This window comes from Atribacterota bacterium, assembly GCA_028717805.1.
In the GTDB taxonomy this organism is placed as follows: domain Bacteria; phylum Atribacterota; class Phoenicimicrobiia; order Phoenicimicrobiales; family Stramentimicrobiaceae; genus Stramentimicrobium.
This window is the reverse complement of the sequence record JAQUNC010000003.1, coordinates 17,564-41,113: the sequence shown is the minus strand read 5'-3', so window position 1 is coordinate 41,113 and position 23,550 is coordinate 17,564. Positions and strand designations below refer to the sequence as shown.

The window sequence follows — 23,550 nt, the reverse complement described above, 5'->3', positions numbered from 1 at the left end:
AATTAGAATAAGCAATCTTTTAAGGAGGAAAAAAACAAAATGGCTAAAGAAAAGTTTATCCGTACCAAGCCGCATGTTAATGTTGGGACTATTGGTCATGTTGATCACGGTAAAACAACTCTTACTTCAGCAATTACCAGATATTTATCTGGTAAAAAGCTAGCTAAAGCTATGGCCTTTGAGGAAATCGATCGTGCTCCCGAAGAAAGAGAAAGAGGAATTACTATCTCAGTATTTCATGCTGAGTACGAAACGGACAAAAGGCACTATGCCCATATTGATTGTCCCGGTCATGCCGACTATGTCAAAAACATGATTACCGGTGCGGCGCAGATGGATGGTGCAATTCTAGTAGTCTCGGCAGCTGATGGTCCTATGCCTCAGACTCGAGAGCATATTCTCTTATCCCGGCAGGTAGGAGTGCCCTATATTGTAGTCTTTCTGAACAAAGTTGATATGGTAGATGATCCTGAGTTAATTGACCTGGTAGAGATGGAAGTAAGAGAATTACTTAGTGAATATGAATTTCCTGGTGATGAAATCCCAGTTATTAAAGGCTCGGCTCTTAAAGCGATGGAAGCCGATCCAACCAAACCGGATGATCCGGCTTATAAACCTATTCAGGAATTATTAGATGCTGTAGACAATTATATTTCTACACCAGTACGTGATGTAGATAAGCCCTTCCTCTTGTCTGTAGAGGATGTCTTCAGTATTACTGGTAGAGGAACAGTTGCTACCGGTCGAGTAGAGCGTGGAGTAATTAAAGTCGGTGACGCGGTAGAGATAGTAGGATTGAGTGATAGACCGAAAAAGACAGTAGCAACTGGTGTGGAGATGTTTCGCAAACTACTGGATCAGGCTGAGGCTGGTGACAATGTTGGTATTCTCCTTCGTGGTATAGACAAAAAAGAGGTTAAACGTGGCCAGGTTATTGCTGCCCCGGGTACCATTACCCCTCATACCAAATTTAAAGGAGAAATTATTATTCTTACCAAAGAAGAGGGAGGAAGACATACTCCTATCTTCAGCGGTTATCGTCCCCAGTTTTATTTCAGGACTACTGATGTAACCGGTACCGTAGCGCTTCCAGAAGGAGTAGAAATGGCTATGCCTGGTGATAACCTGACTATAACTGGTGAATTAATTACTCCCATTGCTATGGAAAAGGGTGTTCGTTTTGCTATTCGAGAAGGCGGAAGAACCATCGCTGCAGGAGTGGTTACCGAGGTTATTGAATAGTTTAAGAATTACATATAAAAAATATATGATAATGAATTAAGACTGGGATTTTACCCCAGTCTTAATTATTGTAATTTTTGTTGAGTAAAAAGTTTTTATAAAAAGTAAATTAAAGAAATAAAAATTAAATTACTAAAAGATAATAAATAATTAGTAGCTTGACAGGTATGCTAAAATGTGTTAGATTAAGTTTCGTAAATTTTCTCTAATAGAGGGGAAAAAGGATGAGAGAAAGAATAACTTTAGCTTGTTCAGAGTGTAGTAATCGAAATTATTATAGTTATAAGAATAAGAAAAATACAGCTGGAAAGATTTCCTTAAAAAAGTATTGTAAGTTTTGTAGAAAACATACTTTACATAAAGAAACAAAGTGATATTCTATTTTTTATAATATATTTTAACAATAGCAGAAAATAATATGCAGGTCCGTAGCTCTAATGGGAGAGCACCGGACTCCAAATCCGGGGGTTGCAGGTTCAAATCCTGCCGGGCCTGCCAGATAACAAAAAATTATAAATGTTGCTGAAAAGGTGGAAAATGAAAATTAGTCAATTTTTTCAAAAAATAGTTAGTTTTATTAAAGAAGCTAAAATGGAACTAAAAAAAGTTACCTGGCCAAATAGGAAACAGTTAATCAGCAGCACTATTGTAGTAATGGTTATGGTTGTCCTGGTTGCCATCTATTTAGGATTGATTGACCTTTTCTTTTCTCGAGTAGTTTCCATAATTTTACAGTAATGAATATATAATTAAGAAGAGTTAAATTATACAACCCTATCTGGAGAGTGATGAAAGATTATAAGGTCTAATGAAGATAAAAAATGGTATGTAGTTCATACCTATTCTGGATATGAAAATAAAGTTAAAGCTAATCTTGAACAACGAGTCAAATCCATGGGAATGGAAGACCAAATATATCAGGTTTTAATACCAACAGAAAGGGTGCTTGAAACAAAATCTGGTAAAAAGAGATATGTTCAGAAGAAAGTATTTCCAGGTTATGTTGTAGTTCAGATGAAAATGAATAATGAATCGTGGTATGCAGTTAGAAATACACCTGGAGTTACCAGATTTGTTGGTTCTGGTGGAAAGCCTATTGCTCTTAAGGAGCAAGAAATAAAAAATATTTTAAAACAGATGGGAAAAGGCGAGAAAAAGCCTAAAATTGATATTGATATCGGGACAAGTGTTAATATAATCACAGGTCCTTTTACGGGTTATACTGGAAAAGTTAATGAAATTGATACTCAAAGAGGTAAATTAAAAGTTTTTTTAACTATTTTTGGACGAGAAACATCGGTAGAGTTAGAATACACGGATGTAGAAAAGTATTAATTTAACAGATTTATTTTATTTAGATATACTTCTCTATTTATATATTATAATATTTAAATATGGTAGCATAAAGAGGTAATTTAAAATGGCAAAAAAAATAACTGCGAATATAAAGTTACAGATTCCTGCTGGAGCTGCAAATCCAGCGCCTCCGGTTGGTCCAGCTCTGGGACAGCATGGTCTCAATATAATGGAATTTTGTAAGGCATTCAACGAACGAACCAAACAAGATATTGGTACTATTATTCCTGTTATTATTACAGTTTACCAAGATAGGACTTTTGATTTTATATGTAAAAAGCCACCAGTATCATTTTTATTGAAGGAAGCAGCAAAAGTTGAAAAAGGTTCTTCTGAGCCAAATAAGAACAAAGTGGCGAAAATAAGTAAGAATAAAGTTAAAGAAATAGCAGAGATAAAATTGACCGATCTTAATGCTAATGGCATAGAAAGTGCAATGAAGATAGTAGAAGGAACCGCTCGTAGTATGGGTATTGAGATAGAATAATATTACATTAATTAAATATATTTTAAATAGGAAAAGCTGATTTAAATAGTGGGAGGACATCATCCATTTCTACCACAAGGAGGAAAGTATAATGAAAATCAGAAGTAAAAAATTTATAGAAAGCTCAAAAAATTATGATAAAACTAAATTATATACTATCCAAGAAGCAATAACACTGGTAAAACAGTTAAGTTGGGCTAATTTTACTGAAACAATAGATATAGCGATATGTTTAGGTATAAATACACGTCGGTCTGAAGAGCAAGTAAGAGGAGCAGTCGAGTTACCCCATGGTACTGGTAAGCAAAGTAGAGTTTTAGTATTTGCAGAAGCTGAAAAGGCAAAAGAAGCTGAAGAAGCTGAAGCGGATTATGTTGGAGGAAATGAATTAGCAGAAAAAATTCAAAATGGATGGACTGATTTCGATGCAGTTATTGCTACTCCTGATATGATGAAGGTAGTTGGAAAATTAGGACGTATTTTAGGTCCCAGGGGTTTGATGCCTAATCCTAAGTTAGGCTCAGTAACTTTTGATATTAAAAATGCCATAATATCTGTGAAAAAAGGGAAAGTTGAATATAGAGCAGATCGTTTTGGTATTGTGCATACTATAATTGGTAAGATAAGTTTTTCTGATGAACAGCTTATTGATAATTTTTATTCCCTTATAGAAGCTGTATTAAAAGCAAAACCTCCTACTTCCAAAGGTCGTTATATATTAAGTGTTACCATTTCTTCCACCATGGGTCCCGGTATTAAACTGGATACTATGAAAATATTAAGCGAGGTTGAAAAGAGGTAAAGTATATCTATTTTAAATAAAATATTATATAATCAATCCTTAGATCGCAGGTACTAGCAAAGGAAGATTCTGAGATAAATAAAAAGGTATAATTGGTTGTAAACCAGCCTGCTGAGGAATTCAGGAATAAATCCTTCCTTATTGATTTGGTCTAAGGTAGGATTTTTTAGTTATTATAAATGATATTATAATTATAGAAAGGAGAAAATTAATTGCCATTATCCAAAGAAGAAAAGAAATTAATCGTCCAAGAGTTAATTGAAGAATTGGGAAGATCCTCAAGTATTGTTTTATCTGATTATCAAGGTCTCGATGTTAAGAGTATCACACAACTAAGAAATAATTTAAGAGAACAATATATTAAGTTTAAAATTTATAAAAATACCTTGATAAGAATTGCTGCTAAGGATGTTGGTTTAGATGATTTAATCGACAGCCTATCTGGATGTACAGCTATTGCTTTTGCTAAGGATGAATCATTCTTACCGTTAAAGTTATTACATAAGTTTTCATTGGATAATAAAGAACAATTTAAATTAAAGGTAGCCTTACTTGAAGGAAAAATATTTTCAGGAGAACAATTAGAGAGAATTGCTTGCTTACCTAGCAGAGATGAATTATTGGCTAATATAATTGGTAATATGAAAAGCTCTACTAATTCATTTGTTTTTGCTTTAAAATCACCTTTATTTGAATTAGTAAATGTACTAGAGCAGATTCATAAAAATAAATCAGGGAAAACATTATAAATTGTAATGAATAAGATGAATAAAAAGATGAAGGGAGGTGAAAAAATTGGTTGAAAAGGGAAAAAAAGAAGATAATCGTGAAATAGTAAAAGAAAAAAAGATAACAGAAAATTCACCAAAAAAGAAAGCAAAAGAAGAGATTATTAACAAAAAAGAGGTAAAAATGTCTCAAGATAAAAATAGTAGTGACAATGTACAAGAAATTATTAACAAATTAGAAAAATTAACAGTATTAGAATTAGCTGATTTAGTTAAAGCGTTGGAAGATAAGTTTGGAGTCAGTGCCGCAGCTCCGTTAATTTCTCAAGCTGCTGTTCCTGTTCAAGGAGTAGCTTCAGCTGTTCAGGAGGAAGAGAAAACTGAATTTGATGTGGTATTAAAGGATATTGGAGCAAATAAAATAAAAGTAATTAAGGAAGTTAGGGCTGCTACTGGCCTAGGTTTAAAAGAATCCAAAGAACTTGTTGAAGGTGCACCCAAAACAGTTAAAGAAAAGGTTGAAAAGAAAGAAGCTCAGGAACTTAAAGAAAAATTAGAAGCAGTCGGTGCAACTGTTGAAATAAAATAAACATACGTTTTTATTTAAAATATCAGCGATGTTTAACATTATAATGTAGATGAATTGGTAAATAATTTTTATTACATATTAATAAAATATTAGTAAAATATTTATGAATGAAGAAGATACCTATTTTTTATAGATGGGTATCTTCTTGACTTTTTATAGTTTTAATGGTAACATATAGTTTTGTATAAATCTCCAAAAAGGTTGGTGTTAAAAGTGCAGAATAGAAAATTGAATATTTTCGACTATTCCAAAATAAAACACTATATTGATCCACCTAATTTTCTTGATATTCAAAAACAATCATACCAAAAGTTTTTACAAAGAGAAATCTCTCCGGAAAAACGTCAAGATTTTGGTTTACATAAGGTATTTAAAGATGTTTTTCCTATTCAAGATTTTACTGGAAATCTTGTGTTAGATTATATTAGCTATTCTATTAAAGAATCAAAATACGATCCCATCGACTGCTGGGAAAGAGGTAGCACTTATTCTGCACCATTAGAAGTAAGAATTAGTTTACATAATAAAAAGACTGGGGAAATCAAAGATCAGGATGTTTTTATGGGAGAATTACCATTGATGACTGAAAGCGGAAGTTTTATTATCAATGGAGCTGAAAGAGTTGTGGTTAATCAACTTATACGTTCTCCTGGTATTTATTATGGTATTGAAGAGTATAGTGAAAATAAAACTTTGTATAATTTTAGAATTATTCCCAACAGAGGCTCCTGGCTAGAGTTTGGTTTTGATACTAATAACATGATCTACGTTAGAATTGATAAAAAGAGAAAAATTCCTGCGACCACACTTTTAAGAGCTCTTGGTTATGAAAGTAATGAGCAAATAGTTAATTTATTTGATAATAGTGAAATCATTAAGGAAACCTTAGCGAAAGACAATACCAATAATAAGAAGGATGCACTGATTGAAATATTTAGAAGGCTTAGGCCTAGTGAACCGCCTACTGAAAGAAATACAAGACAATTATTAGATAGGTTATTATTTGACCCTAAGAGGTATGACTTGGCAGATGTTGGCAGATATAAAGTAAATCAAAAATTAAATATTCAAAATAGAATTTTAGATAAAACTACCGCAAAAGCAATTTATGATTCGATTACAGGCAAACAATTAGTTAAGAAAGATGTTCATATTAATAAAAAAATTGCCGAATTAATAAACCAATCTAATGTTGATAAAATATATGTTTATAATGATAATGATGAAGAAATTGTAGTTTTTAATGAGAAAGAACATACAACTGTTAATTTATTTGATCCCGAAGATGGTGTTATTAATGAAAATAATATTGGATTATACTTGGCTGAAGATATTATTGATTATAAAACTGGTGAAGTAATTGCTCAAAAAGCTCAAATACTGGACGCAGAACTAATTAATAAGATTAGTAAAATCCAGCCAAAAGTGACTGTCCAAAAGGGCAATGCATTAACAAAAGATGATCTAGTAGCAGCAATAAGATATTTAATTAATCTTTATTATGGAATAGGTTATATTGATGATATTGACCATCTGGGAAATAGAAGGGTAAAGACAATCGGTGAATTATTATTAGATCAATTTTATATTGGTCTAGTAAGAATGGAAAGAGTAATCAAGGAAAGAATGACTATACAACCAGACCTTTCTACGGTGACTCCCCAAGCACTAATTAATATTAGACCATTAGTAGCTGTAATTAAGCAATTTTTTGGGAGTAGCCAGTTATCTCAATTTATGGATCAAACCAATCCTCTTTCTGAGATTACTCACAAGAGAAGGTTATCTGCGCTTGGTCCTGGTGGATTAACCAGAGAAAGAGCAGGATTTGAAGTTCGTGATGTTCATTATAGTCATTATGGTAGAATTTGCCCTATAGAAACTCCAGAGGGACCAAATATAGGTCTAATTGGTTCATTAAGCATTTATGCTAGGATAAACGATTACGGATTCATTGAAACTCCTTATAAAAAAGTTGAAAATGGCCAGATAACAGGGGATATTATATATCTTACTGCAGATGAGGAAGATCAATATAGAATAGCTCCGATTAATATAAGAATTGATAATAATAAAATTATTGAGGATAATGTCCCATGTAGATATAGAGATGTTTATTTAACTGTGCCACCTTCGGATGTTGATTTTATAGATGTAGCACCAAATCAGATGGCTAGTATTTCAGCCAGCTTAATTCCATTTTTAGATCATGATGATGCAAATAGAGCTCTAATGGGAACTAATATGCAGAGACAATCGGTTCCAGTAATAAAAACTGAAATGCCCTTAGTTATGACCGGGATGGAGAAAAAGGTTGCTAGTGATTCAGGAACAATTATTTTATCAGAAGAAGATAGTGTTGTTCATAAGGTTGATGCTCGAAGGATTGTTTTAAAAAACAATCATGGCATTACTAAAGAATATCTCTTAAAAAAATTTCGTCGTTCCAACCAGGGTACCTGTATTAACCAAAAACCTATAGTTGAAGAAGGACAAATAATAAAAGCAAATACTCCCATTGCTGATGGTCCCAATACTGATCAGGGTTTTTTGTCATTAGGCAGAAATGTCCTGGTTGCTTATATGTCTTGGGAAGGATATAATTTTGAAGATGCGATTGTAATAAGTGAAAAAATGGTTCAGGAAGATACTTTTACTTCTATCCACATAAGCGAACATGAGTGTGATGCTCGTGATACAAAATTAGGTCCTGAAGAGATAACATCCGACATACCTAATATTGGCGAAAGTAGTTTAGCAAATCTGGATGAAGAAGGAATTATTCGTATTGGTACTGAGGTAGAGCCTGGTGATATTTTGGTTGGCAAAGTAACTCCTAAAGGAGAAACAGAGTTAGGCCCTGAAGAAAGGCTATTGAGAGCAATTTTTGGAGAGAAGGCTAGAGAAGTCAGAGATACTTCTCTGAGAGTTCCTCATGGAGACCGTGGAAAAGTTATTGATGTGAAAGTATTTTCAAGAGAAAATGGTGATGAGATTCCTCCAGGAGTGAATAAAATGGTAAGAGTTTTCATTGCTCAAAAAAGAAAAATATCTGAAGGGGATAAAATATCTGGTAGGCATGGAAATAAAGGGGTAATTGCCAAGATATTACCGGTAAATGATATGCCATTTTTACCTGATGGCACCCCTGTTGATATTATTTTAAATCCTCTGGGAGTTCCTTCGAGAATGAATGTAGGACAGATATTAGAGGTTCATTTAGGATGGGTAGCTAAAACTCTTAGCTATAACATATTTACACCAGTATTTAATGGAGCTACTGAAGATGATATTGCAAAAGCTTTAATTGATGCTGGTTTGCCTCGTGATGGAAAAAGTATATTATATGATGGTAGAACTGGACTGCCTTTCGATCAAAAGGTTACTGTGGGTTACAGCTATATACTAAAACTCATTCATTTAGTGGATGATAAGATACATGCTCGTTCTACAGGACCTTATTCTTTAGTTACCCAGCAACCATTGGGTGGGAAAGCACAATTTGGTGGTCAAAGGTTTGGAGAAATGGAAGTATGGGCTTTAGAAGGATATGGAGCTGCTTATAATTTACAGGAAATGCTTACAGTTAAATCAGATGATGTTACGGGAAGAATTAAAACCTATGAGTCTATTGTTAAAGGTGAGAACATCCCAGTACCAGGTATTCCAGAGTCATTTAAAGTATTAATAAGGGAATTAAGAAGTCTTTGTTTAAATATTAAAGTACTAGACCATGAAGGAAAAGAAATCGATATCAAAGAAGATCTTGATACTAAGGAGAGACTTGATCAAGATTTCATTTAACCATAAAGATAAAAATGTAAAATAGTAATATTTATTAACTTAAAATATAATGATTTATTAATGTTACTGAAAAAGATATAGTTAAAAGTCAGAATGAAATAATATTTTTTATTTATTCGGGCTAAAATATTTTAGTAGTGATTAATTACGGGGAGGTAATTCGGTTGGAAATTTCTGAAAGAATTAATGCTATAACAATAGGATTAGCTTCACCAGAAGATATTCGTAAATGGTCATATGGGGAAGTTAAAAAACCTGAAACCATTAACTATAGGACTCTTAAACCCGAAAAAGATGGTTTGTTTTGTGAACGTATTTTCGGACCGGTTAAAGATTGGGAATGCAGTTGTGGTAAATATAAGAGAATTAGATATAAGGGTGTTATATGTGACCGTTGTGGTGTTGAGGTTACCAAATCAATTACTCGACGTGAGAGAATGGGGCATATCGAATTAGCTTGCCCTGTTTCGCATGTTTGGTATTTTAAAGGAATTCCCAGTCCACTTGCTTTATTACTAAATATTTCTCCAAGGAGTTTAGAAAAAATCCTTTACTTTGCTCCAGATAGAAGAAGAGAACAATTATATGAAGTTAAAAAAGTAAATGAGAATATTGACAATGATTCTAAAGAATATTTAGAAAGTGAAGTAATTACAGAAACTGAATATAAAATTCATAAATTATATAATGATAATTTTGAGGCAGAATTATTATATAGAGTCAACCAAACAAAAATATTTCCAAATAAAATTGGAGATATTATCAATAAAGAAAAGCTGGAAGAGTTATGGGGGATATTCGGTAAAATATTCTTTAGTGTGGAACAAAATTTACCTTATGACATTAGCCATTCAGATGTAGGATATGATTTAGATATCGAAACTTTAGAGGAAGAGGAAGTTGCTGAAATTAAAGATAAAAAAGAGGATAAAACCGAAAATGTTCCCGTGATTATTCCGACTGATGAAAAGAATGATTCAGGGGAACAAATAACCTATAAGATATTGGAAATAGATGGATTAATATCGGAGAGCAGGTTATCACTTTTATTAGAAAAAGAGCCAGGATTGTCAAAAAGAACAACTATGGCTAAACAAACAATTGAAGAATCCTGCTATATAGTAATTAATCAAGGGAATACAAATCATAAAGTTGGAGATATTGTATTAGAATCAGAAAATAGATTGTATACTCATTATGATTCAGATTTTAGAGCAGAAATAGGTGCCGAAGCTATTAAAAATTTATTGAAAGATATTAATCTGGATTCTTTAAATATGGAATTACGGGAAGAATTAAAACGTTCATCTGGTCAAAAAGCTAAAAAAATGGTTAAAAGATTGCAGATTACTGAAGCATTTAGAAAAAGCCATTGTAAACCAGAATGGATGATACTGGATGTACTGCCGGTAATTCCACCAGATCTAAGGCCTATGGTACAGTTAGAAGGTGGTAGATTTGCCACTTCAGACTTAAATGATCTTTATCGAAGAGTAATAAATCGAAATAATCGGTTAAAAAGATTATTGGAGTTAGGTGCCCCAGATATCATTGTGAAGAATGAAAAAAGAATGTTGCAAGAGGCTGTTGATGCTTTAATTGATAATGGGAGGAGAGGCCATGCAGTATTGGGAGCAGGTAATCGGCCTCTTAAATCATTAAGTGATTTATTGGAGGGGAAGAAAGGTAGATTCAGGCAAAATTTATTAGGTAAGAGAGTCGACTATTCTGGTCGTTCTGTAATTGTTGTCGGTCCCAAATTAAAATTAAATCAGTGTGGATTACCAAAAAAGATGGCATTAGAATTATTTAAACCATTTGTAATGCACCATTTAGTTAAAAAAGAGCTTGCTCATAATATCAAAACTGCTAAAAAATTAGTTGAACAAGAATCTCCAGAAGTTTGGAACATATTACAAGAAATTGTTGAGGAACATCCCGTTTTGTTAAACAGGGCTCCGACATTGCATAGATTAGGAATTCAAGTTTTTAAACCGGTGTTGGTGGAAGGAAATGCAATTCAACTTCATCCCTTAGCTTGCCCTGCATTTAACGCTGATTTTGATGGTGACCAAATGGCTGTACATGTTCCTTTATCTACAGAGGCACAGACTGAAGCCGAATTGTTAATGCTGGCAACTAATAATGTTTTATCACCAGCAAATGGTGCTCCCATTGCACTACCATCTCAGGATATTATACTGGGATGCTATTACCTTACAATGAAGGAAAAAGGAGGAAAGGGAGAAGGAAAAATATTTGCCAATCCTGAAGAAGCTATTAGAGCAAAAGAAGAAGGTTATGTTGATGTTCATGCCAGTGTGAAGGTTAGAATAAAAGGTAGTATTGAAGAAACAACAATCGGTCGGGTTATTTTTAATCAGGTATTACCCGAAGATATGAAATTTGTTGATTTGACCATCACCAAAAAAACATTAGCCCGTATTATTTCTTACATTTATCGCCAGTATGGACCAGGGAAAGCAGTAAATTGTTTAGATAATATTAAAGAATTGGGTTTTCACTATGCCACTATATCGGGAATAACTATCGGGATTATAGATTTAGAAATCCCATCGGAAAAAGAAAAAATATTAGAAGAAGCTGAAAAAAATGTTACTAAAATTAAAGAACAATTCAACTACGGCTTGATAATGGAAGAGGAAAGAATCGAAAAAATTATTAATGCCTGGACAGATGCCGCTGATAAAGTAGTTAATGCTATTTTAAGTAATCTAAATAGCTTTAATCCGCTTTATATGATGACTGATTCTGGAGCTCGAGGAAGTCGAAGACAAATTGGTCAATTAGCTGGAATGAGAGGTTTAATGGCTGATCCATCTGGAAAAATTATAGAATTTCCCATACAGTCTAACTTTAGGGAAGGATTATCCTGCCTAGAATATTTCATATCTACTCATGGAGCAAGGAAAGGTTTAGCTGATACAGCTCTTAGAACATCTAAGTCAGGATATTTAACCAGGAGATTAATCGATGTAGCTCAGGATGTTATAATTACTGAGGAAGATTGTGGTACCAATGATGGCATATTGGTTTCTGACATACAAGTGGATGGAAATATCATTGAAAAGATAGACGAGAGAATAGTAGGGAGAATAGCTCAAGAAGATGTTATAGAAAGTGAAAATGGAGATATTTTCGTTCGGAGAGGTGAAATAATAAATGAGAAAATAGCTAAAAAAATCATTGATTCAGGTATAAAAGAAGTCAAGATACGATCTCCACTAACCTGTGCTTCAAAGCAAGGCATTTGTGTCAAATGTTATGGTAAAGACCTGGCAATGGGCAAACTTGTAACTATCGGTGAGGCTGTTGGAACTATTGCTGCCCAATCTATTGGTGAACCTGGAACACAACTAACATTAAGAACTTTCCATACTGGTGGTATAAAAATTACTGGTGAAGATATTACTTTAGGTTTGCCACGAGTTGAGCAACTATTTGAAGTAAGAAAACCTAAAAAACAAGCAGTAATAAGTGAAATGAATGGATTTGTTGATCGAATTAAAGATGATCAGGAATCACTCAGGAAAGAAATTATTATAAGACCTGAAACTGAAATGTTATCAGAAAAAAATAGAGAGATTAAAAAGAAGGTTTATATAATACCTAAGGATTTAAGGATTATTGTTCAAGAAGGACAGAAAATTACAGCCGGTCAAAAATTAACAACAGGTTTTATTGATCCAAATGATATTCTGAGAATTCAAGGTATTAAAGCTGTTCAAAAATACCTTTTAGAGCAAGTTCAGGAAGTTTATCGCTCACAAGGAGTAACCATAAATGATAAGCATATTGAGGTAATTGTAAGGCAAATTGCCCGTTTAAATAAAATATACATTAAGGCCTCACGTGATTCTGATTTGCTTTCTGGTGAACTAGTATATGTTTCAGATTTTGAACAGGCTAATAGAAGAGTAACTCAAGAAAATGAAGAGATTCGTAATAGGAATAGGGAATTACTGCTGAATAAGGCTTTAGTTAATTGCATAACAGGTAATAAGGGTGAAATTCTAATTGATAAAAATACTGTTATAGATGAAAATATAATCAGAAAAATTGAGAATTCAGAATATCTAAACTTTGATGTAATTGATGAACAGGGCAGAATTAACAATATAGTTCAAGGTGAAATTAATTTTATTGAGCGGATAAAGGATCATATTCTTATTGATGCTATTTCCAAAGACATTATTGATAACAAGAATATTAATACAGATGGATCTGATAAGGTCAGTTTACAAAAATTTAGTGGAAATAAGATAACAAGGGAAATTGCTCTTGATTTAGTGAAGAATGATATAAATAGAGTAAAGATTTTTAATCCTGAAATAAAAACCAAATTGATAGGGAAAATGGTTGCTCAAGATATTAAAGAAAATGATGAACAAATTGTTATAATAACCGCCAATAAAATTTTAGATGAAAATGATATAGAAAAAATAATAGAATATCAGTGTGAAAAAATGACAATTTGGAGTGACATTAAAGAGATTAATATCAAAGAGAATTTAATCAGCTTTACAAAAGAAGATGTTATCGGGAAGAATCTTGGTGAAGAGCTTAGAGATCCTAAAACCGGAAATGTTATTGCGGATACAAAACAGCCAGTAAGTAAAAATATTATAAGAAAAGCATATTCAACCGGTATTAGTGATATACCTTTGGAAGATGGTCGTTTCTTCTCTCTAGAAGGAAGAACTTTAGATTACATCTATCACAACCTTATTGGTAAGATAATTGCTCAAGATATTATTGATAAAAATACTGGTGAAACTATAATTCCAGCTGGTGAGAAAATTACAAAAAATAATGCAAATATATTTTTTCAACAAAATGTTGAATTGGTAAAATATAGAACTGAAAATAGCATACAAGAGTCAATATTATTAATAGAAAATATTGGTTTTATGAAAAGGATCAAATTGCCTGCAGTAGGAATGCCTATTATACAGGGAATTACCCAGGCTTCCTTATCTACTGAAAGCTTTTTATCAGGTGCTTCTTTTCAACGGACCACTCATGTTTTAACTAATGCATCAATAAAAGGAAAAGTAGATTATTTATATGGTTTGAAAGAAAATGTTATAATTGGCAACATCATACCAGCAGGTACAGGTTTAGCGCAATATAGAGATGTAGAAATAACCTCAAAATATGAAGAAGAATTAGAAAAGGAAGCGCAAGAAGGGATCAAAGAAGATGAGATTATTGATCATCCAGATAATAATATTGCAAGTAAGCCTAAAAGTATTAATGATGATAACCATGAAAAAGTTTAAGGTTCAATATTTATTTGGAGTAGAATTAAATTTTTATATAAATTTTTATTGACATCATTCAATGATGTTGTTAAAATGTTTAAGTATTTTAACCAGGTATTATTTTAAAAAGGTGGTTTAAATATGCCAACGATTAGTCAATTAGTAAGAAAAAGAAGAAAAAATGTAATAAAAAAATCAGGTACTCCAGCTTTAAAAGGTTCACCGCTAAAACGAGGTGTTTGCACCCGTGTATGGACTATAACACCGAAGAAACCTAACTCTGCTCTAAGAAAAGTTGCTAGAGTGCGATTAAGTAATAATATGGAGGTTACTGCTTATATACCTGGAATTGGTCATAACCTACAAGAACACTCCATTGTTCTGATTAGAGGTGGAAGGGTAAAAGACTTACCTGGAGTTAGATACCATATAGTACGTGGTGTAATGGATACAACTGGAGTAGAAGGAAGAAAACAAGGTCGTTCCAAATATGGAGCTAATAGGCCGAAAAAGTAATAAAAAATTTTAATATTAAGCTTAATTGAGGTGGATGGTAATGTCCAGAAAAAGAAAGGCAATTAAACGAGAAATAAAAGAGGATCCTGTTTATAAAGACAAGAGAGTGGCTAAGTTTGTTAATCATATTATGTGGGATGGTAAAAAAAGTATTGCTAGACGAGTATTCTATGATGCAATGAATATTTTAAAAGAAAAGACTAAGAAAGATCCATTGGATATTTTTAATCTAGCTATGGAAAATGTAATGCCAATCTTAGAGGTAAAATCGAGAAGAGTTGGTGGTGCAAGTTATCAGGTACCTGTTGAAGTATCACCTGAAAGAAGAGTTACTTTAGCTATGAGATGGATTATAAATTTTAGCAGAAGCAAAGCGGGAAAGCCTTTTTCTGAAAGATTAGCATCTGAGTTAGTTGATGCTTCTCAGGGAACAGGTTCCTCAGTTAAGAAAAAAGAAGATACTCATAAAATGGCGGAAGCAAACAAAGCTTTTGCTCACTATCGTTGGTAAATTGTTTTATTAGATATGGTTATTAAAGAAAAAATACAATTAATTAAATTTAATAAATTAATAAATAAAGAAATAGAGAACAAAAGTTCTATGTTAAACACAATTAGTATGCAACAGCTTAGAAATATTGGTATTATGGCTCATATTGATGCTGGGAAAACTACTGTTACTGAAAGGATTTTATATTATACTGGAAGAGTACATAAAATGGGTGAAGTTCATGAAGGTACGGCAACTATGGATTGGATGCCCCAAGAAAGAGAACGAGGTATTACAATAAGCTCAGCAGTTACAACTTCCTTTTGGAAAGGTTGTCAAATTAATATTATTGATACGCCAGGGCATGTAGATTTTACGGTAGAAGTTGAACGATCACTAAGAGTATTAGATGGGGCAGTTGTAGTTTTTTGTGCTGTGGGAGGAGTGGAGCCGCAGACAGAAACTGTGTGGCATCAGGCCGATCGTTATCATGTTCCTAGAATTGCTTTTATTAATAAAATGGATCGTGTTGGTGCGGATTTTCATGGTACTGTTAAAATGATTAGAGATAAATTTTCCACTATACCCCTAGTGATACAGATACCATGGGGAAGTGAAGGCAATTTTCAAGGAATTATTGATATTATCAATATGAAGGCTTATTCATATACCATTGATACTTTAGGTATAAATTATTGTATTGAAGAAATACCGGAAGAATATAGAAAAGCTGCTGAGAAAGCCCAAAAAAATATGATAGATATCTTAGCTGAAGAAGATGAATTATTCATGGAGGACTATCTCTATGACAAAGAGATAACTTTGGAGCAAATATATCAAACTATAAGAAGAGTAACTATAAAAAATAGAATAGTTCCAGTTTTATGTGGTTCAGCTTTGAAAAACAAAGGAATACAATTGCTTCTGGATGCAGTAAACAGATATTTGCCCTCACCTTTAGAAGTATTACCAATTAAAGGTGAGAATCCTGAAACAAGTAAAGAGGTTATTAGGCATACAGATGTTAATGAACCTTTATCTGCCTTGGTTTTTAAAGTTATGACTGATCCTTTTTTTGGAAGATTAAGTTTTTTAAGAGTCTATTCTGGCATAATAAAAGAAGGTCATTATATATATAATTCTACGCAAAATATTAAAGAAAGAATAAATAGATTGGTAAAAATACATGCAGACCACAAAGAACAGGTTAAAGAATTATCTGCTGGTAACTTAGGAGCAATTATTGGTCTTAAAAAATCTGGAACTGGAGATACTTTATGTGATGAAAAAAATCCTATAATTTTGGAAAAAATCAAATTTCCTGAACCAGTAATTTCTATTGCTATTGAACCAAAAAGTATTGTGGATAGAGATAAAATGGCAATTGCTTTAGACAAAATTGCTGAGGAAGATCCGACTTTTAGACATTCAGTCAATAAAGATACCGGGCAGACCATCATTTCTGGCATGGGCGAACTGCACTTAGAAATTATTGTTGATCGAATATTAAGAGAATATAAACTTGATGGAAATATAGGTAAACCACAGGTTGCTTTTAAAGAAACAATTACTAAGAAAGCTATTGCTCAGGGAAAGTTCATTAGACAAAGTGGCGGTAAAGGACAATATGGTGATGTAATTATTGAAATTGAACCATACAAAGAAGATACCTTTGCATTTATTGACAGAACAGTTGGGGGAAGCGTACCAAAAGAATATATACCAGCTGTAAAACAGGGAATCCAGGAAGCAATGTTATGTGGTATATTAGCAAGTTATCCTGTTACTAATATTAAAGTTTCTGTAGTTGATGGATCTTTTCACCCAGTGGATTCATCCGAATTAGCTTTTAGAATTGCTGCTTCTAAGGCACTAAAAGATGGATTAAAAAAAGGTAATCCAGTACTTTTAGAACCTATTGTAGAAATAGAAATTAGAACACCAGAAGAATATTTAGGTTCTATAATTAGTGACCTTAATTCTCGTAGAGCTAAAATAGTTGGAATTCAGGAGAAAAAGAATATTAAAGGTAAGATAGTTATAGCTAATGTTCCTTTACAGGAAGTTTTTGGTTATGCAACAAATTTAAGATCAATATCTCAGGGCAGAGCGATTTATATGATGCAATTTGCCTATTATGAGGTTGTACCTGATAATATAATGATAAAAACTTTATATAAAATTTAAAAAAATAAAACTAAGAGATTATCTTTTAAGGAGGAAAAAAACAAAATGGCTAAAGAAAAGTTTATCCGTACCAAGCCGCATGTTAATGTTGGGACTATTGGTCATGTTGATCACGGTAAAACAACTCTTACTTCAGCAATTACCAGATATTTATCTGGTAAAAAGCTAGCTAAAGCTATGGCCTTTGAGGAAATCGATCGTGCTCCCGAAGAAAGAGAAAGAGGAATTACTATCTCAGTATTTCATGCTGAGTACGAAACGGACAAAAGGCACTATGCCCATATTGATTGTCCCGGTCATGCCGACTATGTCAAAAACATGATTACCGGTGCGGCGCAGATGGATGGTGCAATTCTAGTAGTCTCGGCAGCTGATGGTCCTATGCCTCAGACTCGAGAGCATATTCTCTTATCCCGGCAGGTAGGAGTGCCCTATATTGTAGTCTTTCTGAACAAAGTTGATATGGTAGATGATCCTGAGTTAATTGACCTGGTAGAGATGGAAGTAAGAGAATTACTTAGTGAATATGAATTTCCTGGTGATGAAATCCCAGTTATTAAAGGCTCGGCTCTTAAAGCGATGGAAGCCGATCCAACCAAACCGGATGATCCGGCTTATAAACCTATTCAGGAATTATTAGATGCTGTAGACAATTATATTTCTACACCAGTACGTGATGTAGATAAGCCCTTCCTCTTGTCTGTAGAGGATGTCTTCAGTATTACTGGTAGAGGAACAGTTGCTACCGGTCGAGTAGAGCGTGGAGTAATTAAAGTCGGTGACGCGGTAGAGATAGTAGGATTGAGTGATAGACCGAAAAAGACAGTAGCAACTGGTGTGGAGATGTTTCGCAAACTACTGGATCAGGCTGAGGCTGGTGACAATGTTGGTATTCTCCTTCGTGGTATAGACAAAAAAGAGGTTAAACGTGGCCAGGTTATTGCTGCCCCGGGTACCATTACCCCTCATACCAAATTTAAAGGAGAAATTATTATTCTTACCAAAGAAGAGGGAGGAAGACATACTCCTATCTTCAGCGGTTATCGTCCCCAGTTTTATTTCAGGACTACTGATGTAACCGGTACCGTAGCGCTTCCAGAAGGAGTAGAAATGGCTATGCCTGGTGATAACCTGACTATAACTGGTGAATTAATTACTCCCATTGCTATGGAAAAGGGTGTTCGTTTTGCTATTCGAGAAGGCGGAAGAACCATCGCTGCAGGAGTGGTTACCGAGGTTATTGAATAATAAATGTTTTAAATAATTGAGGAGGTAGAAAGGTTTACATGCAAAAAATAAGAATCAGGCTAAGGGCGTATGATCATCGTATACTTGATAATTCTGCTTTAAAGATAATTGATGCTATAAAAAAAACTGGAGGTAAATATTCTGGTCCAATTCCTTTGCCTACTGAAATAAATAAATATTGTGTGTTAAGATCACCTCATGTTGATAAAAAATCAAGAGAACAATTTGAGATGAGAACACATAAAAGAATGATTGACATTATCGATCCATCAGCTAAATCAGTGGAAGCCTTGATGCATCTAGATTTACCTTCTGGTGTAGATATTGAAATAAAAACTTTAGAATAATTATTGTCTAATATAGTTAGTTTATTGAAAAGGTTAATAATAGTATTAAATACTTTAATTATGATAAAAAATTGAAAAATTAATGAGTTTAAAAATAAATCTTTTTTTATCATTGTTCTTAAATTATTTTTATAATATCTGAAAAATTGCTTGGAGGTACGGGATAGTGAAAACTGGTATTTTAGGTAAAAAGATAGGAATGACTAGTTTTTTTCTAGATAATGGTGATTCAATTGGTATTACAGTATTACAGGTTGGTCCCTGTATGATTTTAAATAAGAGAGAAAAGCAAAAAGATAGTTATGAAGCCCTTCAGCTTGGTTTTATTACTATTGATAAAAAGAATAGAATAAATAAACCATTAAATGGTTATTTTAAAAAGCAAAATGTATCACCTTGCCAACACATAAAAGAATTTAAATTTAATGATATAGATAAATACGAGATAGGTAACGAAATAAAAGTTGATATATTTAAAGCAGGGGAAAAGGTAAATGTCATCGGGATGAGCAAAGGAAGAGGCTTTGCTGGTTCTATAAAAAGACATAACTTTGCTGGGGGTCCTAAAACTCATGGTCAGAAGGATTATTACCGATCTCCTGGTTCTATTGGTGCTACAGATGCAGCTAGGGTTTTTAAAGGTAAAAAATTACCTGGAAGAATGGGGAACAAGTCAATCAAGATAAAAAATATTGAAATTGTTAAGGTTGATCTGGATCGTAATTTAATTTTATTAAAAGGTGCTATCCCGGGTCCCAATAATGCTCTTGTAGCAATTGAAAAGGTTTCCTAGTTACGAAAGTCTTATTCTACACAGGAAGGAGAATAGCGCTATGGTGGAAATAAACATACATACCATAGATGGTGAAAAAATTGGTGAAATAACATTAAACAATAATTTGTTTAATGCCAAAATAAATAAACATATCGTTCATCAAATTGTTAAAAGGTATCTTGCAGAAAAAAGAAGAGGAACTGCATCCACAAAAAATAGAAGTGAAGTGAGTGGAGGAGGAAAGAAACCATGGAGACAAAAAGGTACCGGCAGAGCTAGAGCTGGTTCTATACGTTCTCCGCTATGGGTTGGTGGTGGTGTTGTTTTCGGTCCAGATAACAGGGATTATAGTTATTCAATCCCACAAAAAATGCGTTTAGTTGCTTTAAAATCTGTTTTATCGGATAAAGTAAGAAATAATAACATTATAATTTTGGATAAATTAGATCTGAAAAATGGAAAAACAAAGGATATTACCAATTTATTTATTAATTTAAATCTAAATAGTGATAAAGTTCTAATTGTAATAGATAAAGAAAATGAATTAATAAAAAGGGCTGTTCGTAATTTGGAAGATACAATGGTTATTACCGCAAATAAATTAAATGCTTATGACCTTATAAATTATAGAAAGATAATAATAACTAAAGATGCCTTGAAAATTATTGAGGAGGTATTTGAATGATGACCTCTAAAAAGATGATTTTAATTCATCCTATTATTTCAGAAAAAAGTGTTAAAGATAAGGAATATAATAAATATTTATTTAAAGTATATTCAAGCTCTAATAAATCCGAAATAAAAAAAGCTATTGAAGATAAATTTAAAGTGAATGTTGATAAAGTGAATACCTTAAATGTTCCCGCAAAAACAAGAAGAATGGGAAAATATGTTGGAAAGACAGCACAATGGAAAAAGGTAATTATTACCGTAAAAGAAGGACAATCAATCAAAGAATTAGATAATATTTAATTTGAAGTTTTAATATAAAGAAAGGTGTAGATTAAAGTGGTTGATATAAAAAAATATAAACCAACATCCGCAGGAAGAAGATTTATGACTGTATCCACCTTTGAAGATATTACTCGTGATAAACCAGAAAAAGGATTAACTAAGGGAAAAAGTAAAAAAGCTGGTAGAAATAATGCCGGCAGCATCATGGTACGAAGAAGAGGTGGGGGTACAAAAAGGAAATATAGAATAATAGATTTTTCTAGAGAAAAGTTAGGTGTTCCTGCTAAAGTAGCAGAGATTGAATATGATCCCAATAGATCAGCAAGGATTGCTTTACTACAATATCTCGACGGGGAAAAGAGATATATTATATGTCCTGATAACTTAAAAGTTGGTGATACTGTATTGTCTGGATCTGATGCTGAGATCCGAGTGGGAAATACCAAAGCTTTAAAGGACATTCCGGAAGGTACTTTTATTCATAATATTGAAATGAAAAAAGGGCAGGGTGCGGTTTTGGCAAGATCTGCCGGTGTAAGTGCTCAAATATTAGCTAAAGAAGGGAAATATGCTCATGTAAAATTACCATCAGGAGAAGTAAGACTTATAGGATTAGATTGTTATGCTACAGTTGGCCAGGTAGGCAATCTGAATCATGCTAATATTGATTTAGGTAAAGCTGGTAAAAGTAGATGGAAAGGACGTCGACCAAAGGTAAGGGGAGTTGCCATGAATCCTATTGATCATCCGCTAGGAGGAGGAGAAGGTAAAACTGCTGGCGGAAGACATCCATCTTCTCCCAGTGGTGTACTGGCAAAAGGTTACCGAACACGTAAAAAGAAAAAAAATTCAGATAAATTTATTATAAGAAGAAGGACAAATTAACTTAAGGGGGATAATTGAGAAATGTCGAGATCAATTAAAAAAGGTCCGTATATTGATGAAAAATTATTAAAGAAGATTAGAGACCTAAATAGAAAAAGAAAAAAAGAACCTATTAAAACGTGGTCTAGAGATTCAACCATTTTCCCTTTAATGGTTGGACACACTATTGCAGTTCACGACGGGAAAAAACATGTCCCAGTTTATATAACTGAAAATATGGTAGGACATAAATTGGGTGAGTTTGCTCCTACGAGAAGATTTAAAGGACATGGTGCGCATACTGAAAGGTCTACTGCGATTAAATAAAATAAATTATTTGTAATGGCATATAAAAGAGGAGGAATGTTATGGGTGTAAAATCTGTAGGAAGGTATCTCCCAATATCACCCAGAAAATGTCGTCGCATGATTGAACTGATTAAAGGAAAAGATGCGGGTATGGCATTATTAATTTTAAAGTATTCACCGAAAAGAACAGCTAAGATGATTTATAAAGTGCTTAAATCGGCTGTTGCGAATGCTGAAAATAATCATGATAAGAATATTGATAGACTTTATGTTTATAAAGCATTTGTTGATGAAGGACCGACTCTAAAAAGATTTCAAGCTAGAGCGATGGGAAGAGCTGCTAGAATTAATAAAAGATCAAGCCATATTACAATTGAAGTGGAAGAGAAAGGGGTTGAAGTTTAATTGGGACAAAAAGTTCACCCAAAGGGTTTACGTCTAGGAATAATTAAAGATTGGGATATTAAATGGTTTAGCCAGAAGAAATACAGTCAGTATATATATGAAGATTATAAAATAAGAAAATATATCAAAAATACTTTAGCACATGCTGGTGTTTCAATGGTCAATATTGAAAGAATCGCCAATCGAATAAGAATAACAATAAATTGTGCTAGACCAGGAATAATTATTGGAAGAAAAGGTACGGAAGTGAACAAATTAAAAGATAATTTAGCAAAGTTGGTTGAAGGAGAATTGCAAATAAATATAAAAGAAATAAAAATACCAGAAATTGATGCCCAATTGGTTGCTGAAGATATAGCAAATCAAATTTTACGTAGAGCTGCAGCAAGAAGAATAATGAAACAAGCAGCTGCAAGAGCTATAAAGATGAGAGCTGAAGGAATTAAAATTATGATTTCTGGAAGAATTGGTGGAGCAGAAATAGCTAGAACTGAATGGCATATGGAAGGAAGGTTACCCTTACATACTTTGAGAGCCGATATTGATTTTGGATTTGCTGAAGCAAATACAACTTATGGAAAAATAGGAATCAAAGTATGGATATTTAAAGGAGAGATTTTGCCTAAGAATACTAGTTCAGAAATTAATATTAAAAAATCTGACGAAATTACTCACGATAAATATGAACAAGATTTAGATGGTGAATCACAAAAAAAAGATATACTTAGGGAGGACGAAAATGCTTCAGCCAACTAGGACAAAATTTAGAAAAATGCAACGTGGTAAAATGAGAGGTAAAGCTCATAAAGGACATTTAATTTCTTTTGGTGAATATGGTTTGCAAGCATTACAGTCTGCCTGGATTACTAGTGCGCAAATAGAAGCAGCTAGAATTGCCGTAACACATGCAATTAAAAGAGGAGGAAAAGTTTGGATTAGAATATTCCCGCATAAATCAGTAACTAAAACTCCTGCTGAAACAAGAATGGGTAAAGGAAAAGGATCTCCAGAATTTTGGGTAGCGGTAGTAAAGCCAGGTACTGTTTTATTTGAACTTGGCGGTGTAGATGAGGAAGTAGCTAGAGAAGCTATGAGATTAGCATCACATAAATTACCTATTCAAACTAGATTTGTAATGCGAGTAGAACAGGTGGTGGGATAAA

Annotated in this window: 23 protein-coding genes and 1 tRNA gene; all 24 read left to right on the top strand. The window is 33.1% G+C overall.

All coding sequences use genetic code 11. The features are described 5' to 3' along the window. The first annotated feature begins 39 nt into the window (after positions 1–39). The 24 genes from tuf (PHD84_01300) (at position 40) to rplP (ending at position 23,549) form a co-directional block, all read left to right on the top strand. Positions 40–1,242 carry an elongation factor Tu gene (gene tuf / locus PHD84_01300; GenBank protein MDD5636446.1) on the top strand — a complete coding sequence of 401 codons (1,203 nt, stop codon included), beginning with the start codon at positions 40–42 and terminating at the stop codon, positions 1,240–1,242. Positions 1,243–1,466: 224 nt separating this feature from the next. Continuing rightward, complete coding sequence (gene rpmG / locus PHD84_01295) at positions 1,467–1,616, top strand: 50S ribosomal protein L33 (protein ID MDD5636445.1); 150 nt, start codon at positions 1,467–1,469, stop codon at positions 1,614–1,616. A gap of 48 nt (positions 1,617–1,664) precedes the next feature. Further along, positions 1,665–1,740 (top strand) — tRNA-Trp (locus tag PHD84_01290). Positions 1,741–1,779: 39 nt separating this feature from the next. Next, a complete protein-coding gene (gene secE, locus PHD84_01285) occupies positions 1,780–1,980 on the top strand; it encodes a preprotein translocase subunit SecE (GenBank protein ID MDD5636444.1) in 201 nt (66 codons plus the stop codon). A gap of 60 nt (positions 1,981–2,040) precedes the next feature. Further along, on the top strand, positions 2,041–2,577 hold the full coding sequence (gene nusG, locus PHD84_01280) for a transcription termination/antitermination protein NusG (protein ID MDD5636443.1): 537 nt from the start codon (positions 2,041–2,043) through the stop codon (positions 2,575–2,577). 85 nt (positions 2,578–2,662) lie between these two features. Next, positions 2,663–3,085: a 50S ribosomal protein L11 gene (rplK, locus tag PHD84_01275; GenBank protein MDD5636442.1), complete on the top strand. Its 423-nt coding sequence runs from the start codon at positions 2,663–2,665 to the stop codon at positions 3,083–3,085. A gap of 91 nt (positions 3,086–3,176) precedes the next feature. Continuing rightward, on the top strand, positions 3,177–3,887 hold the full coding sequence (gene rplA, locus PHD84_01270; protein MDD5636441.1) for a 50S ribosomal protein L1: 711 nt from the start codon (positions 3,177–3,179) through the stop codon (positions 3,885–3,887). A 212-nt stretch (positions 3,888–4,099) separates the two neighbouring features. Then, the gene (gene rplJ, locus PHD84_01265; protein MDD5636440.1) at positions 4,100–4,636 is read left to right on the top strand and encodes a 50S ribosomal protein L10; all 537 of its coding nucleotides are present in this window, start codon (positions 4,100–4,102) and stop codon (positions 4,634–4,636) included. 163 nt (positions 4,637–4,799) lie between these two features. Continuing rightward, positions 4,800–5,204, top strand: coding sequence for a 50S ribosomal protein L7/L12 (gene rplL, locus PHD84_01260; GenBank protein MDD5636439.1), 405 nt, complete (start codon positions 4,800–4,802; stop codon positions 5,202–5,204). A gap of 213 nt (positions 5,205–5,417) precedes the next feature. Next, on the top strand, positions 5,418–9,008 hold the full coding sequence (gene rpoB, locus PHD84_01255; GenBank protein MDD5636438.1) for a DNA-directed RNA polymerase subunit beta: 3,591 nt from the start codon (positions 5,418–5,420) through the stop codon (positions 9,006–9,008). 164 nt (positions 9,009–9,172) lie between these two features. Continuing rightward, positions 9,173–14,311 carry a DNA-directed RNA polymerase subunit beta' gene (gene rpoC, locus PHD84_01250; protein ID MDD5636437.1) on the top strand — a complete coding sequence of 1,713 codons (5,139 nt, stop codon included), beginning with the start codon at positions 9,173–9,175 and terminating at the stop codon, positions 14,309–14,311. Positions 14,312–14,434: 123 nt separating this feature from the next. Then, on the top strand, positions 14,435–14,809 hold the full coding sequence (rpsL, locus tag PHD84_01245) for a 30S ribosomal protein S12 (GenBank protein ID MDD5636436.1): 375 nt from the start codon (positions 14,435–14,437) through the stop codon (positions 14,807–14,809). Positions 14,810–14,849: 40 nt separating this feature from the next. Then, positions 14,850–15,320: a 30S ribosomal protein S7 gene (gene rpsG, locus PHD84_01240; protein MDD5636435.1), complete on the top strand. Its 471-nt coding sequence runs from the start codon at positions 14,850–14,852 to the stop codon at positions 15,318–15,320. Between the two features lie 90 nt (positions 15,321–15,410). Next, on the top strand, positions 15,411–17,486 hold the full coding sequence (fusA, locus tag PHD84_01235) for an elongation factor G (protein ID MDD5636434.1): 2,076 nt from the start codon (positions 15,411–15,413) through the stop codon (positions 17,484–17,486). 45 nt (positions 17,487–17,531) lie between these two features. Next, the gene (tuf, locus tag PHD84_01230) at positions 17,532–18,734 is read left to right on the top strand and encodes an elongation factor Tu (GenBank protein MDD5636433.1); all 1,203 of its coding nucleotides are present in this window, start codon (positions 17,532–17,534) and stop codon (positions 18,732–18,734) included. 38 nt (positions 18,735–18,772) lie between these two features. Further along, entirely contained in the window at positions 18,773–19,081 is a 309-nt protein-coding gene (rpsJ, locus tag PHD84_01225) for a 30S ribosomal protein S10 (GenBank protein MDD5636432.1), read from the top strand. 166 nt (positions 19,082–19,247) lie between these two features. Further along, on the top strand, positions 19,248–19,874 hold the full coding sequence (rplC, locus tag PHD84_01220) for a 50S ribosomal protein L3 (protein ID MDD5636431.1): 627 nt from the start codon (positions 19,248–19,250) through the stop codon (positions 19,872–19,874). A 40-nt stretch (positions 19,875–19,914) separates the two neighbouring features. Further along, positions 19,915–20,541, top strand: a complete 627-nt coding sequence (gene rplD, locus PHD84_01215; GenBank protein ID MDD5636430.1) for a 50S ribosomal protein L4 — start codon at positions 19,915–19,917, stop codon at positions 20,539–20,541. Further along, the gene (gene rplW / locus PHD84_01210) at positions 20,541–20,828 is read left to right on the top strand and encodes a 50S ribosomal protein L23 (protein ID MDD5636429.1); all 288 of its coding nucleotides are present in this window, start codon (positions 20,541–20,543) and stop codon (positions 20,826–20,828) included. The genes rplD and rplW overlap by 1 nt, the downstream gene beginning before the upstream one ends. A 36-nt stretch (positions 20,829–20,864) precedes the next feature. Beyond that, positions 20,865–21,695: a 50S ribosomal protein L2 gene (gene rplB, locus PHD84_01205; protein MDD5636428.1), complete on the top strand. Its 831-nt coding sequence runs from the start codon at positions 20,865–20,867 to the stop codon at positions 21,693–21,695. 21 nt (positions 21,696–21,716) lie between these two features. Further along, a complete protein-coding gene (gene rpsS / locus PHD84_01200; protein MDD5636427.1) occupies positions 21,717–22,001 on the top strand; it encodes a 30S ribosomal protein S19 in 285 nt (94 codons plus the stop codon). Positions 22,002–22,042: 41 nt separating this feature from the next. Then, entirely contained in the window at positions 22,043–22,387 is a 345-nt protein-coding gene (rplV, locus tag PHD84_01195) for a 50S ribosomal protein L22 (GenBank protein ID MDD5636426.1), read from the top strand. Then, positions 22,388–23,143, top strand: coding sequence for a 30S ribosomal protein S3 (gene rpsC / locus PHD84_01190; protein MDD5636425.1), 756 nt, complete (start codon positions 22,388–22,390; stop codon positions 23,141–23,143). Next, positions 23,127–23,549 (top strand): 50S ribosomal protein L16, encoded by a 423-nt coding sequence (rplP, locus tag PHD84_01185; protein MDD5636424.1) that lies wholly within the window; start codon positions 23,127–23,129, stop codon positions 23,547–23,549. Before rpsC ends, rplP begins: the two co-directional genes overlap by 17 nt. The last annotated feature ends 1 nt before the right edge of the window (position 23,550 follow it).